Origin of the sequence: Staphylococcus parequorum (genome assembly GCF_039237145.1) — a bacterium.
GTDB classification, from domain to species: Bacteria; Bacillota; Bacilli; order Staphylococcales; family Staphylococcaceae; genus Staphylococcus; species Staphylococcus equorum_A.
The window spans coordinates 1204515-1221433 of sequence record NZ_CP150682.1; the positions used below are offsets into that span (position 1 = coordinate 1204515).

General features: G+C 33.2%; 16 protein-coding genes. 15 read left to right on the forward strand and 1 reads right to left on the reverse strand.

The window, feature by feature from the left end:
• Positions 1-114 precede the first annotated feature (114 nt).
• Positions 115-780 carry a DUF2750 domain-containing protein gene (locus tag AAA453_RS05660; RefSeq protein ID WP_427706815.1) on the forward strand — a complete coding sequence of 222 codons (666 nt, stop codon included), beginning with the start codon at positions 115-117 and terminating at the stop codon, positions 778-780.
• Between the two features lie 176 nt (positions 781-956).
• Here the strand turns inward: AAA453_RS05660 and coaW are convergent, their stop codons facing one another.
• The gene (gene coaW / locus AAA453_RS05665; RefSeq protein WP_427706817.1) at positions 957-1754 is read right to left on the reverse strand and encodes a type II pantothenate kinase; all 798 of its coding nucleotides are present in this window, start codon (positions 1752-1754) and stop codon (positions 957-959) included.
• A 91-nt stretch (positions 1755-1845) separates the two neighbouring features.
• On the opposite strand from coaW, the gene AAA453_RS05670 reads away from it, so the two are divergent.
• The 14 genes from AAA453_RS05670 to prmC all read left to right on the forward strand — a co-directional run bounded on the left by AAA453_RS05670 (position 1846) and on the right by prmC (position 16910).
• Entirely contained in the window at positions 1846-2214 is a 369-nt protein-coding gene (locus AAA453_RS05670; protein ID WP_427706819.1) for a VOC family protein, read from the forward strand.
• Positions 2215-2291: 77 nt separating this feature from the next.
• Positions 2292-3152 (forward strand): GNAT family N-acetyltransferase, encoded by an 861-nt coding sequence (locus AAA453_RS05675; protein ID WP_046466153.1) that lies wholly within the window; start codon positions 2292-2294, stop codon positions 3150-3152.
• A 109-nt stretch (positions 3153-3261) separates the two neighbouring features.
• A complete protein-coding gene (rpoE, locus tag AAA453_RS05680) occupies positions 3262-3792 on the forward strand; it encodes a DNA-directed RNA polymerase subunit delta (RefSeq protein WP_427706822.1) in 531 nt (176 codons plus the stop codon).
• A gap of 334 nt (positions 3793-4126) precedes the next feature.
• Positions 4127-5737, forward strand: a complete 1611-nt coding sequence (locus AAA453_RS05685) for a CTP synthase (RefSeq protein ID WP_427706824.1) — start codon at positions 4127-4129, stop codon at positions 5735-5737.
• Positions 5738-6104: 367 nt separating this feature from the next.
• Positions 6105-6965, forward strand: coding sequence for a class IIb fructose-bisphosphate aldolase FdaB (fdaB, locus tag AAA453_RS05690; RefSeq protein ID WP_046466150.1), 861 nt, complete (start codon positions 6105-6107; stop codon positions 6963-6965).
• Positions 6966-7281: 316 nt separating this feature from the next.
• The gene (locus AAA453_RS05695; protein ID WP_427706825.1) at positions 7282-8541 is read left to right on the forward strand and encodes a UDP-N-acetylglucosamine 1-carboxyvinyltransferase; all 1260 of its coding nucleotides are present in this window, start codon (positions 7282-7284) and stop codon (positions 8539-8541) included.
• Positions 8542-8628: 87 nt separating this feature from the next.
• Positions 8629-8952: a winged helix-turn-helix transcriptional regulator gene (locus tag AAA453_RS05700; protein ID WP_427706827.1), complete on the forward strand. Its 324-nt coding sequence runs from the start codon at positions 8629-8631 to the stop codon at positions 8950-8952.
• 253 nt (positions 8953-9205) lie between these two features.
• Positions 9206-10558: an IS1182 family transposase gene (locus AAA453_RS05705; RefSeq protein ID WP_427706829.1), complete on the forward strand. Its 1353-nt coding sequence runs from the start codon at positions 9206-9208 to the stop codon at positions 10556-10558.
• A 320-nt stretch (positions 10559-10878) separates the two neighbouring features.
• The gene (locus AAA453_RS05710) at positions 10879-12306 is read left to right on the forward strand and encodes an aldehyde dehydrogenase family protein (protein WP_069817676.1); all 1428 of its coding nucleotides are present in this window, start codon (positions 10879-10881) and stop codon (positions 12304-12306) included.
• Between the two features lie 182 nt (positions 12307-12488).
• Complete coding sequence (rho, locus tag AAA453_RS05715) at positions 12489-13805, forward strand: transcription termination factor Rho (RefSeq protein WP_427706831.1); 1317 nt, start codon at positions 12489-12491, stop codon at positions 13803-13805.
• 143 nt (positions 13806-13948) lie between these two features.
• A complete protein-coding gene (locus tag AAA453_RS05720) occupies positions 13949-14206 on the forward strand; it encodes a type B 50S ribosomal protein L31 (protein WP_046466146.1) in 258 nt (85 codons plus the stop codon).
• Positions 14207-14411: 205 nt separating this feature from the next.
• Complete coding sequence (locus tag AAA453_RS05725) at positions 14412-15011, forward strand: thymidine kinase (protein WP_002507065.1); 600 nt, start codon at positions 14412-14414, stop codon at positions 15009-15011.
• The gene (gene prfA / locus AAA453_RS05730) at positions 15011-16087 is read left to right on the forward strand and encodes a peptide chain release factor 1 (RefSeq protein ID WP_285324348.1); all 1077 of its coding nucleotides are present in this window, start codon (positions 15011-15013) and stop codon (positions 16085-16087) included. Before AAA453_RS05725 ends, prfA begins: the two co-directional genes overlap by 1 nt.
• Positions 16074-16910 (forward strand): peptide chain release factor N(5)-glutamine methyltransferase, encoded by an 837-nt coding sequence (gene prmC, locus AAA453_RS05735; RefSeq protein WP_427706833.1) that lies wholly within the window; start codon positions 16074-16076, stop codon positions 16908-16910. Before prfA ends, prmC begins: the two co-directional genes overlap by 14 nt.
• Positions 16911-16919 lie beyond the last annotated feature (9 nt).

Here is a 16919-nt window from a genome sequence, read left to right on the forward strand (position 1 = left end):
ACAAATATAATGAATAACTCTAGTGAATTGCATTAGACGTTAATTGACTAGAGTATAAGAGTCATTTATATTTTAAGTATAGGTAAATATTATAAATGAATTGAAGGTGCTATGATGTCTTATAAACAAAATTCATTTTTCCAAGAAATTTTAGTCAATGAAGTCTTTTACGTAGCTACAAAATCAAAAGAATTAATTAGACATGAAGTATTGGGAAAAAACGTAGTGTGTGCGTGGTCAGAAAAATCAAAGGCGGAAACTTTTTTGAAGAAGCTTAATATTGACTACACCCATATAAAGAAAATTGATATAGACCGTTTTGTAACATATGAAATGGATAACTTATTTGAAGAAGGCGAAGAAGTACTCATTGATGCTACTAGTACTACAGATGGAGAATTGATTAATATTGTAGAAATTACAAATGAGTTAATGTCTGATTTAGACAATATTCGTTTGAAAGAATTTGTGAAAGATGTTTCTAAAGAGGATGCAGTATTTGGTTTATCTAATCAAAAAGAAAAACATTTTATATTGATTAGTGATGATGAACACCAAAGACCACAAATTATGCCTGTTTGGAGCATTAAAAGTAGAGCTGAAAAGGTAAGGGACGAAGACTTTGAAGAATGTGAAATTATCGAAATCGAAGGGGAAGTATTCGCTGAATGGTTGGATAATTTACGAGATGATGATAAAGCTGTAGCAATAGACTTAAAATCTGGGGTCGTAGGCACAGTTGTATCTGCTCAAAAAGTGATTGATCAACTTACATTTTAATTATTTCTAAATGCGTTTGAATACGCTAGTATTTTGTTTTTATATTATTTGAATAATGGTAATTATGATGGTTTGTTTTGAAAGTATAAATAGTAATTTGAACCATAAATATTTTGAATTACTAATAAAAGCAGTTTCTACTGAACAAGTAGGAAACTGCTTTTTTATGTTTAAATTTATAAATGAATTGCACCTAATGCACCAGAGAATGCACCATGTTCAATATAATAAGGTTTAAATCCACGAAGTATTGTATAATCTGTAACAACTTTTTTTAATAGATCGTTATTATGAAAAGATGAGCCAATATAAGCTACATTTTCAGTATTGTTTTCTCTAGCAACAGTAATAGACATTGTAGTAATAACTTCCCCGACAACACCTATAACAGAGGCTAATTTATCAGCATCTGTAAAATCAGCGTCCAAATTATGTAGGACGTGGCCAAAGTTTGCCGCTGTAAGGTCACCTGAAATCGGCGGTTCGCTGTCCTTATAAATATGTTTAACCTTCAAATCAATAATCTCTCTATTGCCGTTTTGAGCTGTATCAGTTAATTGCTTATAATCTTTAATACCAGTTAATAAATAACCAAGCCCTTGAATCATTCCGCCACCAGCGCCAACACCACCTACACGTTGTTGATGCTTACCGTCGGAAAAGTGTAATGAAGTGCCAGTACCGACGTTAGTGAAGATGTAATCATCTAATAAGTGCTCTTGTTCTACTAAAAGTATTTCTAAACCTTTTGCAGCTGCATCAAATTCGACAAAAATACGCGAAGGACAAGTCAAGTGTTCTTGTATTACTGCAGCTTGTCCACCGGTTAAACTAATGCTTTCACAATCTTGTTGATTTAACCATGAGATAACATCATCAATTTCAGTTGTTGATTTTGTTGTGTATACACGTTCCCCGTTATTGTCTTGAACTATTTTAATTAGAGTTCCACCAGCATCAATGCCAATCTTCATCTCTATTTCCCCCCAAATAAATTTACATTATAACTAATATTATAATAAAATGGGGGAAAATCAAATATGAAATTAAAAGGAGCGTTATTTCATGATGCAATTAAGCCCATTTATTAAAGTAGACGACGTTGATGAAGCGGTAAAATTTTATAAAAATGCGTTTGGTGGAGAAGAAAAAATATTAAACGAAACGAATGGACGACGACTACATGTAGAATTGCATATGAATACAACAGTGATATTACACATATCAAGTACATACGGAAAAGAATGCCGTAATGATAATACTAATATTATTTTGACCTTTGACGATTTAGAAGCGCAACAACAAGTGTATGAAGCTTTGAGTCAATCAGGTGACCCTCATATGCCACTTAAAAAAACATTCTTCAATGCCATTCATGGTCAAGTTAAAGATCAATTTGGCGTGAATTGGCTCATGAATTGCTTTTTAAACTAAACTGTTTAATATAGGTTATAATTAGTTAGAAAGTGGTATTAATAAATAATTACTAAGTTTTAAATAGGGGATTAGATATGTTTATTAAAAAACAATTTGAAGGAATTACAGTTCAAGTGTATGAAGATAAATATAAAGACGCACTTTATAATTTTAAATTGAACGAGCGCCAACAAATTTATTCATCTTTACCGAGTGAAGTATTGGAAGATGCATTGCAAGATAAAGATAGAATTGCAAACATTGCATTGAATAAAAAAGGGGAAGTTGTAGGATTTTTCGTTTTACATCAGTATTATCAACATGAAGGTTACGATACACCAAAGCAAGTGATTTATGTTAGATCATTATCTGTTAACCAAAATTTTCAAGGTTATGGTTATGGTACTAAAATGATGATGTATCTGCCACAATATGTACAATCTTTATTTCCGGATTTCAATCACTTATATTTAGTTGTTGACGCAGAAAATGAAAGTGCGTGGAATGTTTATGAACGTGCTGGGTTTATGCATACTGCAACTAAAGAAGAAGGGCCACTTGGGAAAGAAAGATTATATTATTTAGACTTAGATTCAAACCATGTATCGTCATTGAAGTTAAAGCCAAATACGGAAGATGTGCCTTTCAATATTCATATTATTGATTTATATAAAGATGGGAACAAAGTAGGATTTATCGCAGTAGAAAAACATGAGCAACGTATGAATATTTCTTCTGTAGAGGTTAATAAAGCAGAAAGACATCATGGTATTGCGGAAAGTGCTTTGAGACAACTTTCAACATATATTAGAAAACATTTTGACGATGTCAGTCTATTGACAATTACGCTATATGGTGAGAATAATGAATTAAAACCGTTATGTATCAATAGTAATTTTGTTGAAATTGAGTCTGCGGATGATTTTAAGGTATTTGAAAAACATATAAATTATTAATAGAGATTGCGAAATCACGAATTGTCATTTATAATTTACATTTGTTATTATTACTTAAGATGAACTTAGTACGGATTTGGATAAATGCCTTTGAAAGGAAGAATAAATAATGAGAATTCAAGATTATACAAAAGAAATGGTTGATGAGAAATCATTTATCGATATGGCCTATACGCTATTAAATGAAAAAAACAGTACTATGAATTTATACGATATCATCGATGAATTTAAAGCACTTGGACATTATGAAGACCATGAAGTAGAACAGAGAATTGTACAATTCTATACAGACTTAAATACTGACGGTCGTTTTTTAAACGTTGGAGAAAATATTTGGGGATTACGCGATTGGTATTCAGTAGATGATATTGAAGAAAAAATTGCGCCAACGATTCAAAAATTCGATATTTTGGATGATGATGCAGAAGAAGATAAAAATTTAAAATTACTTGGTGAAGATGAAGCTGATGACGATGATGACATCCCTGCTGTAACTGATGATCAAGAAACTTTAAATGATCCCGAAGAGCCAAAAGAGGACGAAGTTGAAGAAGAAGGCATTGTTATTGATGAAGAAGATGAGGACTTCGATGATGATGACGAAGAAGACGAAGAGGCCGAAGAAGAAACTAAAAAATAATTATTAGAGATTTAATTGACTTTTCTCGTGAAAATGATAAAATTTTATTCGGGCTCCTTTAATTAGGACGACGTGTATAAATATTATACGCTCCCCCTTACAACGATGTGAGAGGGAGCGATTTTTTTATTTAAATGACTATAAAAAATTTATAAATTCTTTGAAATTTGGTAGTTGCATAGAGCAACAATTTATACATATGAAAATAATAAATGATAATTATAATATGTAAAACACGCTATTACACAAAAAAATTAAGCAATTGAGTTTAAAAATTCGATGTCAATATCGGTATTGATTGAAAAAAACTGTTTTAATAACTAGGAGGCAGAACATGACAAAATTTATTTTTGTAACTGGTGGAGTTGTTTCTTCATTAGGAAAAGGTATCACAGCAGCATCTTTAGGAAGACTATTAAAAGATAGAGGGTTAAAAGTAACAATCCAAAAATTCGACCCATATTTAAACGTAGATCCTGGAACGATGAGTCCATATCAACATGGTGAAGTTTTTGTTACAGATGATGGTGCAGAGACAGACTTAGACTTAGGACACTATGAACGATTTATCGATATTAACTTAAATAAATATTCTAATGTTACAGCTGGTAAAGTGTATTCTCACGTATTGAAGAAAGAACGTCGTGGTGATTATTTAGGAGGAACAGTACAAGTTATCCCTCATATCACAAATGAAATTAAAGAACGTTTACTTTTAGCAGGTGAAAGCACAAATGCTGATGTTGTTATCACTGAAATCGGTGGAACAACAGGGGATATAGAATCATTACCATTTATTGAAGCTATTAGACAAATTCGCAGTGACTTAGGTCGCGAAAATGTAATGTATGTACACTGTACATTATTACCGTATATTAAAGCTGCTGGAGAAATGAAAACGAAACCAACACAACATAGTGTAAAAGAATTACGCGGTTTAGGCATTCAGCCTGATTTGATTGTGGTTCGTACAGAATATGAATTAACACAAGATTTAAAAGATAAGATCGCTTTATTCTGTGATATCGACAAAGCAAGTGTAATAGAGTGTCGCGATGCTGAATCACTATATGAAATTCCTTTACAGTTAAGCAAACAAGATATGGAAAACATCGTGATTGATCGTTTAGAGTTAAATCCAAAATACGAAACACAGTTAGATGAATGGCAATATTTACTAGATACAGTGAATAATTTAGATGGAAAAGTGACAATTGGCTTAGTAGGTAAATATGTTAGTCTTCAAGATGCTTATTTATCAGTTGTTGAATCATTAAAACATGCAGGTTATCCATTTAAAAAAGATATTGAAGTAAGATGGATTGATTCTAGTGAAGTGACAGACGAAAATGTCTCAGAAATATTATCAGATGTAGATGGTATTTTAGTGCCCGGCGGATTTGGCTTCCGTGCAAGTGAAGGAAAAATTTCTGCGATTAAATATGCACGTGAAAATAACGTACCGTACTTTGGTATCTGTCTAGGTATGCAATTAGCAACAGTTGAATTTGCTAGAAATGTACTTAACCTTGAAGGTGCTCACTCAGCAGAGTTAGATCCAAACACGCCTTATCCAATTATTGATTTACTACCTGAACAAAAAGATATTGAAGATCTAGGCGGTACATTACGTTTAGGACTTTATCCTTGTCATATTAAAGAGGATACATTAGCACACTCAATTTACAATGAAACTAATATTGAAGAAAGACATCGTCATCGTTATGAGTTTAACAATGAATACAGAGAACAGTTAGAAGCAAACGGTATGGTATTCTCAGGTACAAGCCCTGATGGTCGCTTAATTGAAATGGTAGAAATTCCTGAAAATGACTTCTTTGTAGCTTGTCAATTCCATCCTGAATTTTTATCAAGACCTAACCGTCCACAACCAATTTTCAAAGCATTTATTGAAGCTTCTTTAAAAAATAAACAAGCTAAATAAAAACATAAAATAAAAATGACGCATGTTAGCTAAGTAATTAAAGGTTATAGTTAGCAATGCGTCTTTTTTATATCACTTAATTGTTGAATAGCATTATGCATTAATAATTGAAGTTTTTATAAATGGTTCAAAATTCATATTATTTATTTTAAATGATTTCATAATTATATATTTATAATTACTGTAAAATAAGATGTATACTATAACAAATTCACAAAAATCAGCAGAAAAACGTCTATTTTTATGGTTTTAAAAAGAAAAAACAATTAAAAGCGCTTACAATTGTTTAGAATAATGCAAAAGTTTTCTAATTTTGATATAATTAGATTGTAAAAATATGTGCTTTAAGCACCAAGGAGGAACTTTCATGCCTTTAGTTTCAATGAAAGAAATGTTAATAGACGCAAAAGAAAATGGTTATGCAGTTGGTCAATACAACTTAAATAACTTAGAATTTACACAAGCTATCTTAGAAGCTTCACAAGAAGAGAACGCTCCAGTTATTTTAGGTGTATCTGAAGGTGCTGCTCGCTATATGGGTGGTTTCTACACTGTAGTTAAAATGGTTGAAGGGTTAATGCACGACAAAGAAATCACTGTTCCTGTAGCAATCCACTTAGACCATGGTTCAAGCTTTGAAAAATGTAAAGAAGCGATTGATGCTGGATTTACATCAGTAATGATCGATGCTTCTCATGGTTCATTTGAAGACAACGTTGAAATCACTTCAAAAGTGGTTGAATATGCGCATGAACATGGCGTATCAGTTGAAGCTGAATTAGGTACTGTAGGCGGACAAGAAGACGATATTATCGCTGAAGGTGTTATCTATGCAGATCCTAAAGAGTGTCAAGAACTTGTTGAAAGAACAGGCATTGATACATTAGCACCAGCATTAGGTTCAGTACACGGACCATATAAAGGTGAACCTAAATTAGGATTTAAAGAAATGGAAGAAATTGGTGCTTCTACAGGATTACCGTTAGTATTACACGGCGGTACTGGTATCCCAACTAAAGATATCCAAAAAGCTATTCCTTTCGGCACAGCAAAAATTAACGTTAACACAGAAAATCAAATCACTTCTGCTAAAGCAGTACGTGAAGCATTAGACAAAGATAAAGAAGTGTATGATCCTCGTAAATATTTAGGACCAGCACGTGAAGCAATCAAAGCAACGGTTATTGGTAAAATTAAAGAGTTTGGTACATCTAACCGAGCAAAATAATTTAATCTATATTACAAATGAGGCTGAGACATGTAATTATGTCCCAGTCTCATTTTTTTATGTTATAATTGCTATCGTTTGGTAAAGAGGTTATTATTAAAGCCAAACTATTTACATAAATCTCAAACAAAATATATATAATTATGATTTAAAACATAAAATAATGGGAAATAAAAACTATAGTAAATAATTTATATGTAACTTGCATCACTTAATTTTAATTTTAAAAAGTTTTAGTAGACTGATGTACTTTGCAAACTGGAAAAAAGTAATTTATAATGCAAATAATGATTGCAAGTCAAAGGAGAACAAGCGAATGGCTCAAGAAGTAATAAAAATTAGAGGTGGACAAACACTTAAAGGTGAAGTGGACATCCACGGTGCTAAAAACAGTGCAGTAGCAATTATACCTGCAGCCATCCTGGCTGAAGATAAAGTAACAATTGAAGGTCTTCCAGAAATTTCTGATGTAGAAACATTGGTTAGTCTATTAGGGGATTTAAATATTAAAACAGAATTAGATGGTATGACATTAAAGGTCGATCCTACTGACATTGAAAATGCACCATTACCTAATAATAAAGTCGAGTCTTTACGTGCCTCTTATTATATGATGGGTGCAATGTTAGGTAGATTTAAAAAATGTGTCATTGGTTTACCTGGAGGTTGTCCATTAGGACCAAGACCGATTGATCAACATATTAAAGGTTTTAAAGCTTTAGGAGCGAAGATTGATGAATCTAGTGAGACTTCTATGAAAATTGAAGCTGACAAATTAACTGGTGCAAATATCTTTTTAGATATTGTGAGTGTTGGTGCCACAATTAATATTATGCTTGCAGCTGTGCGAGCTGAAGGTCATACTGTCATTGAAAACGCAGCTAAAGAACCAGAAGTTGTAGACGTAGCAACATATTTAATTGGTCTAGGTGCTGATATTAAGGGTGCAGGTACAAGTACGATTAAGATTAATGGTGTGGATCATCTTCAAGGTTCTCATCATCAGGTTATCCCAGATAGAATAGAAGCTGGAACGTATATGTGTATCGCTGCAGCTTGTGGTGAGGATATTCAAATTAATAATATTATCCCAACACATGTTGAACCATTAACTGTAAAGTTAAAAGAATTAGGTGTTGATATTCAAGTCGGCGACGATAGTGCTAAGATTAAACGTAGTACGCCTTATTCAAGCGTTGACATTAAAACTTTAGTTTATCCTGGATTTGCTACAGACTTACAACAACCGATTACGCCGCTATTATTTATGGCAGATGGTGTATCATTTGTGACTGAAACTATATATCCAGCGCGTTTTAGACACGTTGATGAACTAAAAAATATGGGTGCCAATATCAATGCAGATGATGGTACAGCAACTATTAAACCATCTAAATTAACAGGAGCAGAAGTATATGCAAGTGACTTACGTGCAGGCGCATCTCTTATCGTTGCTGGTCTATTAGCAGAAGGTGTTACCACAATTTACAATGTAAAACATATTTATCGTGGCTACACTAATATTGTGAGCACTTTAGAATCATTAGGTGCAGATATTTGGACTGAAGAAATTTAAAAAATGTGGTATACTTAATATACTAAGTACTTGAAATATATTTTAGTAACTCAGATTATAGAATAAAAACGATATGAGGTGATGACCATGGAGGTTTGCCCTTATCTTGAAGAGACCTTTAAAATAGTAGGTAGAAGTTGGAATGGTCTTATTATTAATTATTTGTCTAGGTGTCCAGAAGAATCTGCTCATTTTTCGGATATGAAACGTGATTTGAAAACAATTACACCACGTGCACTTAGTATAAAATTAACAGACTTAAGTGAATGGGGTCTTGTAGAGAAAAAAATAGTTTCTACAAGCCCGATGAACATATTATACCAACTTACGGATAAAGGTGATGCACTAGCGGCAGCATTAGTACCAATGGAAAAGTGGGCGCAAGATTTTATTGAACTTGAAAATCAATAATATCAAAGTCTATGAACGAAGATTTAAAGCGTTATAATAAGAAAAGAAGTCTATGACATGTCATAGACTTCTTCAGAGTGTCGACAAAGTCTCCGACTTTGTTGGCACTTTTTTTGTGCACGCTTTCCGCGGGCACAGCCTCAGCCTGTAGTCTTCGGCTAGTGCTTTTCCCGCAGGAGTCGGCACAAATTACTGCCATTTTTTAAACAAAAATAATATAATATATTTAAATTAAACAGTGGTGGTGTTTGTAATGTTGAATAAATCAATCGATAAAAGAGATCAATATGAAATGATTTCAATATCGGAATTAGTTCCTAGTAATCACTTATTACGTAGAGTAGATAGTATATTGGATTTAAATTTCATTTATGAACTTGTCGAAGACAAATATTGTCTTGATAATGGAAGACCATCAATTGATCCTGTAATTTTAGTTAAGATATTACTTATTCAAAGATTATTTGGAATAAAGTCAATGAGACAAACGATAAAAGAAATAGAAACGAACGTAGCTTACCGTTGGTATTTAGGTTATAGCTTTTTAGATAAAGTACCTCATTTCGGTACATTTAGTAAAAACTATACACGTCGTTTTCATGATACAGATTTATTTGAACAAATATTTGAAAGAATTCTTAAAATCGCAATCAAAAATAATTTAATAGATCATTCATCTTTATTCATTGATTCAACACATATAAAGGCAAACGCAAATAAAAATAAATATATAACTGAATTAGTGAAAAAAGATTCACTTCATTTCCAAGAAGAATTAGATAATGAAATTAATGAACAAAGATTATCTCAAGGAAAAAAGCCTATAAAAAAGAAAAAGAAGGAGGAATACAAAAGTAAAAAAGTAAGTACGACTGATCCAGACTCTGGTTACTATGTAAAAGGAAAACGCGAAAAACAATTTGCTTATAGCTTACATGCTTGCGTAGATAGAAACGGCTTTATCATCGATAAACACGTGACACCTGGTAATGTTCATGATAGTACACAACTCAAAACAATGATTGAAAGATTAGAAGTGAAAAATATGTTGCCAATCACATTAGCTGTTGATTCTGGATATAAAACACCTTTTAACGCGCATTACTTACTTGAAAAAACGATTATCCCAGCAATGCCTTACACGAGACCTAAAGGAAAACCAGGTTATTTTAGAACTAAGGATTTCATCTACGATGAATACTATGATAATTATATTTGTCCTAACGATGAAACATTGATATTTAAACGAACAATGCCAACAGGTCACAGATTGTATGTATCCAATCCTAATAAATGCCGTCATTGTCCTTTGTTAAATCAATGTACAGAGAGTAAAGATGCTATCAAACAAATAAGACGACACGTATGGCAAAATGATTTAGATATAGTTGAAGATTTGAGATTTGTTGATACTATAAAAACTCAATATAAATTGCGAAGCCAAACAATTGAAAGAAGATTTGGAGATGCAAAAGAGCAGCATGGTATGAGATGGACACGATATAGAGGTATAAAAAAAGTTTCCATGGATACCACGCTGATTTGTGCTGCCATGAATCTTAAGAAAATGGCAATGTGGCTCATAAAAGGGCCAGAAATGGTCTGAAAGACCACTTTTTATTTTTAAAATTACGCTATATTTATAAAAAAATAAACCAAATGCCTTTACAGCAAATGGTTTGTCTACGTTCTGAAGAAGTCTATGACATGTCATAGACTTCTTTTTTGTTTCCAAAAAAAGAAAAAATTTTGTAACTTATAAATTGTGAGGTTCAAGGTTATTGTTAAGACTAATCATTAATGAAAAATGATTAGAAAACGCTTAATAACAACGTTTGTAGTCATATAGCGTGAGCATTAATGTTTAAAAATATAGAATCTCGGTTAGAATATAATTATCAACACAAATTAGGGAGTGAATTATTGATGAGAAATTTCACTAAACAATATATTAACGGAGAATGGATTGAAAGCACTAGTGGAGAAACACTAGAAGTGATTAATCCAGCAACAGAAGAAGTAGCAGGTACAATTGCGAAAGGTAATAAAGAAGATGTTGATAAAGCAGTAGACGCTGCAGAAAATGTGTATCTAGAATTTAGACACAGCTCAATAGAAGAAAGAAGAACATTATTAGATAAAATAGTACAAGAATATAAGAATAGAAAAGATGATCTTATAGAGGCAATTACTGACGAATTAGGTGCACCTCTATCAGTATCAGAAAAAGTACATTATCAAATGGGACTAGATCACTTTGAAGCAGCACGTGATGCATTAGATAATTTTGAATTTGAAGAACGTCGTGGCGATGATTTAGTTGTGAAGGAAGCAATTGGTGTTTCTGGCTTAATTACACCTTGGAATTTCCCGACAAACCAAACTTCATTGAAATTGTCTGCCGCTTTTGCAGCAGGTAGTCCAGTCGTATTAAAACCATCTGAAGAGACGCCGTTTGCCGCAATTATTTTGGCTGAGATTTTTGATAAAGTAGGTGTGCCAAAAGGTGTGTTTAACTTAGTGAATGGTGATGGACAAGGTGTAGGTAATCCATTAAGCGAACATCCGAAAGTAAGAATGATGTCATTCACTGGCTCTGGCCCAACTGGTTCAAGCATTATGAAAAAAGCAGCTGAAGACTTCAAAAAAGTATCACTTGAATTAGGTGGTAAATCACCATATATTATTTTAGATGATTCAGATATTGAGGGCGCAGCAAGTGCAGCAACTGGTAAAGTTGTTAGCAACACTGGTCAAGTTTGTACTGCAGGTACAAGAACATTAGTACCAGCAAGTCTAAAAGAAGAATTCTTAACAGCTGTAAAAGAAAAATTCAGCCAAGTTAAAGTCGGTGATCCACGCGAAGAGGGCACTCAAGTTGGTCCAATCATAAGTAAAAAACAATTTGACCAAGTACAATCATATATCGATAAAGGTATTGAAGAAGGTGCAGAATTATTCTATGGTGGACCTGGTAAACCTGAAGGCTTAGAAAAAGGTTACTTTGCACGCCCAACAATATTTAATAATGTTGATAATAGTATGACAATCGCACAAGAAGAAATTTTTGGTCCAGTAATGTCAATTATCACTTACAATGATTTAGATGAAGCAATTAAAATTGCAAATGATACTAAATATGGCTTAGCTGGATATGTTTACGGTAATGACAAAGACACATTACACAAAGTAGCACGTTCAATTGAAGCTGGTACAGTAGAAATTAATGAAGCTGGTCGCAAATCAGACTTACCATTTGGCGGTTATAAACAATCTGGTATTGGACGCGAATGGGGCGACTACGGCATCGAAGAATTCCTAGAAGTTAAGTCTATTGCTGGCTATTACAAATAATAAATTTTAGCAGTAATTAAATAATTTAAATGAAGCAAGGCAGTTTAACTGCCTTGCTTTTATAATTTATAAAAACTGAAATACATTTTGTAATTAAATAAGAAATTTGCTATAGTTATAAAAGTAAGTAGCGTAGCACGCTGCGTTATTTAAAAACTTATTTATGAAATGGGTGCAAGATAATGCCTGATAAAGTACGAACATCACCTCAGTATGAATCGTTCCACGAATTATACAAAAATTACACTACAAAAGATCTCACTCAAAAAGCAAAATCTCTAAAACTAACAAATTATAGTAAACTTAATAAAAAAGAACTTGTTCTTGCCATTATGGAAGCGCAAATGGAAAAAGACGGTAATTATTATATGGAGGGTGTATTAGATGACATCCAACAAGATGGTTATGGTTTCCTTAGAACAGTTAATTATTCAAAAGGTGAAAAAGATATTTATATCTCTGCCAGCCAAATACGTCGTTTTGAAATCAAACGCGGCGATAAAGTTACTGGTAAAGTAAGAAAACCAAAGGATAATGAAAAGTATTATGGTTTACTACAAGTTGATTTTGTAAACGACGAGAATGCAGAAGAAGTTAAAAAAAGACCTCACTTTCAAGCGTTAACACCATTATATCCTGAAGAGCGAATCGTTTTAGAAACAACGAAACAAAATTTTTCGACTCGTATTATGGATTTAATTACGCCAATTGGTTTGGGTCAACGTCGACTTATTGTTGCACCGCCAAAAGCTGGTAAAACGTCTCTATTAAAAGAGATTGCTAACGCTATTGCTATCAACAAACCAGATGCAGAATTATTTGTATTATTAGTCGGAGAACGTCCAGAAGAAGTAACAGATATTGAACGCTCTGTTGAATCTGCTGAAGTTGTGCATTCTACATTTGATGAGCCACCACAACACCATGTTAAAGTTGCAGAGCTTTTATTGGAACGTGCAAAAAGACTTGTTGAAGTAGGGAAAGATGTCATTATATTAATGGATTCAATTACAAGGTTAGCTCGTGCATACAACCTTGTCATACCACCAAGCGGACGTACATTGTCCGGTGGTTTAGATCCTGCGTCATTACACAAGCCAAAAGCATTTTTCGGTGCTGCTAGAAATATTGAAGCTGGTGGCAGTATGACGATATTAGCTACCGCGTTAGTTGATACAGGGTCGCGTATGGACGATATGATTTATGAAGAATTTAAAGGTACTGGTAACATGGAATTACATCTAGACCGTAAATTGGCAGAACGTCGTGTATTTCCAGCTATTGATATCGGTCGTAGTTCAACGCGTAAAGAAGAATTACTTATTTCTTCAAAAGATTTAGAGTCATTATGGCAATTACGTAATATGTTTACTGATTCAATTGATTTTACAGAAAGATTTGTACGTAAATTAAAACGTACAGAAAATAATGCAGAATTTTTTGAGCAATTACAAAAGGCTGCTAAAGAAAGCACTAAAACAGGCAAACCAATTATTTAAGTTGAAATTAGCGAAGTGTTATCAAGCTAATATATGATTTAGGGTTGCGTTTTGGTTTTAAAGCAATTATAATTATCAAGTATTGGGTAAAAACTCACAAACAACTCTGTTCCAGATGGTTCAGGGCAAAGGAGCTGAAAATAATGAGAAAAAATATTCATCCTGAATACCACAATGTAATCTTTTTAGATACAACTACGAATTTTAAATTCCTAAGTGGTTCAACAAAATCTTCAAAAGAGACTATGGAATGGGAAGATGGCAACGAATACCCAGTTATTCGTTTAGATGTTTCATCTGATTCACATCCATTCTACACAGGACGCCAAAAATTCGCTGCTGCGGATGGCCGTGTGGAACGTTTCAACAAAAAATTCGGAATCAAATCAAGCGACGAGTAATCGTTGTTATAAGGCATTCTCATTATATGAGAATGCTTTTTTGTTTTAGTTAGCGTTTTATAAATATAAGTCCCTAATTGAGAACATTACAATTTTAATAATTTTTATACATAAAATAACTCAATATCTTGAAGAAATAGCATATTTCAAATTAAAAAATATGCTATAATGAATCGATTATGTTTTGAAAAAGGTGGAACGCATAATGTATGAAACTTATCATTCCGGGTGGATTGAATGTATTACTGGAAGCATGTTTAGTGGTAAATCTGAAGAGTTAATTCGTCGATTAAGACGAGGCCTTTATGCTAAGCAAAAAGTAGTTGTATTTAAACCAGCTATAGATGACCGCTATCATAAAGATAAGATTGTTTCTCATAATGGCAACGCTATTGAAGCAATTAATATTTCGACAGCGGCTGAGATACTTAAGCACGATTTGTCAGATACAGATGTTATAGGCATCGATGAAGTGCAGTTTTTTGAAGAAGGTGTAGTTAATATTGTTGAACAATTAGCTAAAAAAGGCCATAGAGTCATTACAGCGGGATTAGATATGGATTTCCGAGGGGAACCGTTTGAACCTATTCCACACCTACTAGCAGTAAGTGAAGAAGTGACTAAACTACAAGCTGTTTGTGCTGTTTGTGGTGCATCTTCAAGCCGCACGCAAAGGTTGATTGATGGTAACCCAGCAAAAATAGATGATCCAGTTATATTAGTTGGTGCAAATGAAAGTTATGAACCAAGATGCAGAGCGCATCATATTGTCGCACCAAGTAATAATATGAAGGAGGAAATGTAGTGTTTGATCAATTAGATATCGTAGAAGAAAGATATGAACAATTAAATGAATTGTTAAGTGATCCAGATGTAGTAAGCGATCCAGATAATTTAAGAAAATATTCAAAAGAACAATCAGATCTACAAAAAACTGTAGAAGTATATCGCAATTATAAACAAGTTAAAGAAGACATCGTTGAAATAGAAGAAATGTTGAAAGAAACAAAAGATAGTGATGAAATTGAGATGTTAAAAGAAGAACATCAATCACTTAACAATCAAGTTCCTGCACTAGAAGAGAACCTTAAATTTTTACTTATTCCTAAAGACCCTAACGATGAGAAAGACGTTATTGTTGAAATACGTGCTGCTGCTGGTGGAGATGAAGCTGCAATTTTTGCAGGGAATTTATTTAGAATGTATTCTAAATACGCTGAAGCACAACGCTATAAAACAGAAATTGTAGAAGCTGCTGAAAGTGACCATGGTGGTTATAAAGAAATTAGTTTCTCAATTTCAGGATCAGGCGCATATAGTAAGTTGAAATATGAAAATGGCGCCCACCGTGTACAACGCGTACCTGAGACAGAATCTGGCGGACGTATCCATACATCAACTGCTACAGTCGCAGTACTACCAGAGGTTGAAGATGTAGAAATTGAAGTACGTAACGAAGATATTAAGGTAGATACTTATCGTTCAAGTGGCGCGGGTGGACAACATGTCAATACTACGGATTCAGCTGTACGTATTACACATATTCCGACTGGAATCATTGCAACATCTTCAGAAAAATCACAAATTCAAAACCGTGAAAAAGCTATGAAGGTTTTGAAAGCACGTTTATTTGATATGAAATTACAAGAAGAACAACAAAAATATGCAGCGCAACGTAAATCGGCAGTAGGTTCTGGTGATCGTTCAGAGCGAATTAGAACGTATAATTATCCTCAAAGTCGAGTGACTGACCACCGTATTGGTTTAACGATTCAGAAGTTAGATCAAGTAATGGAAGGGAAATTAGACGAAGTGATAGATGCATTAACATTAGCTGAACAAACTGATAAATTGAAAGAACTTAACAATGGTGAATTATAAAACACGACTGACTAATGCAAAAAATAAATGCATTGAACTAGACATTGAAACTACTCGAGCAGAATGGTTGATGTTAGATCTATTGCAATGGAGTAAAGCGGATTATTTGATGCATAAGGATGAAGTAATGTCGGATATACATTTAAATTTATATGACGACGCTGAAGTTCGAATGTTAAAAGGTGAACCGATTCAGTATATTGTTGGAAGCCAATCATTTTATGGTGAAACATTCAAGGTGACTGAAGATTGTTTAATACCTAGACCTGAAACTGAGGAAGTCATGTTACACTTTTATCACGAAATTCATTCGAATGATACAATTGTTGATATTGGTACAGGCAGTGGCAATATTCCAATTATACTCAAGAAGATGAATCGTTCATTAACTGTCTATGCTACAGATTTATATGATGCGGCATTAGCTGTAGCGCAAGAAAATGCGCTTAATCATCAAGTAGATATTCACTTTTTGCAGGGTGATGCATTAGAACCTTTAATAGAACAAGGTATAAAAGTAAATGGTTTAATTTCTAATCCGCCTTATATTGATGATAGTGAAGCTGCCCTGATGAATGACACAGTATTGAAGTATGAACCGCATTCTGCATTATTTGCAGAAGATAATGGGTATAAGGTTTATGATGCAATATTAAATCAATTACCGGAAGTACTTCTGCCGAATGCAAGGGTCGTTTTTGAAATTGGCTATAAACAAGGTCAAACATTGAAACAAAGAATACAATCTAAATATCCTTCATTAGATGTTCAAATTATAAAAGATATTAATAATAACGATAGAATTATTTCTTTCGAGTGGTAATAAGAAGTT

Bases quoted from the DNA above. Each gene is read 5' to 3' on its own strand.
- AAA453_RS05720 (WP_046466146.1), top strand. From the start codon at position 13,949: ATGAGAAAAAATATTCATCCTGAATACCACAATGTAATCTTTTTAGAT.
- coaW (WP_427706817.1), bottom strand. From the start codon at position 1,754: ATGAAGATTGGCATTGATGCTGGTGGAACTCTAATTAAAATAGTTCAA.
- AAA453_RS05710 (WP_069817676.1), top strand. From the start codon at position 10,879: ATGAGAAATTTCACTAAACAATATATTAACGGAGAATGGATTGAAAGC.
- AAA453_RS05725 (WP_002507065.1), top strand. From the start codon at position 14,412: ATGTATGAAACTTATCATTCCGGGTGGATTGAATGTATTACTGGAAGC.
- rpoE (WP_427706822.1), top strand. From the start codon at position 3,262: ATGAGAATTCAAGATTATACAAAAGAAATGGTTGATGAGAAATCATTT.
- rho (WP_427706831.1), top strand. From the start codon at position 12,489: ATGCCTGATAAAGTACGAACATCACCTCAGTATGAATCGTTCCACGAA.
- AAA453_RS05685 (WP_427706824.1), top strand. From the start codon at position 4,127: ATGACAAAATTTATTTTTGTAACTGGTGGAGTTGTTTCTTCATTAGGA.
- prmC (WP_427706833.1), top strand. From the start codon at position 16,074: ATGGTGAATTATAAAACACGACTGACTAATGCAAAAAATAAATGCATT.
- AAA453_RS05675 (WP_046466153.1), top strand. From the start codon at position 2,292: ATGTTTATTAAAAAACAATTTGAAGGAATTACAGTTCAAGTGTATGAA.
- AAA453_RS05705 (WP_427706829.1), top strand. From the start codon at position 9,206: ATGTTGAATAAATCAATCGATAAAAGAGATCAATATGAAATGATTTCA.
- AAA453_RS05695 (WP_427706825.1), top strand. From the start codon at position 7,282: ATGGCTCAAGAAGTAATAAAAATTAGAGGTGGACAAACACTTAAAGGT.
- AAA453_RS05660 (WP_427706815.1), top strand. From the start codon at position 115: ATGTCTTATAAACAAAATTCATTTTTCCAAGAAATTTTAGTCAATGAA.
- fdaB (WP_046466150.1), top strand. From the start codon at position 6,105: ATGCCTTTAGTTTCAATGAAAGAAATGTTAATAGACGCAAAAGAAAAT.
- AAA453_RS05670 (WP_427706819.1), top strand. From the start codon at position 1,846: ATGATGCAATTAAGCCCATTTATTAAAGTAGACGACGTTGATGAAGCG.
- AAA453_RS05700 (WP_427706827.1), top strand. From the start codon at position 8,629: ATGGAGGTTTGCCCTTATCTTGAAGAGACCTTTAAAATAGTAGGTAGA.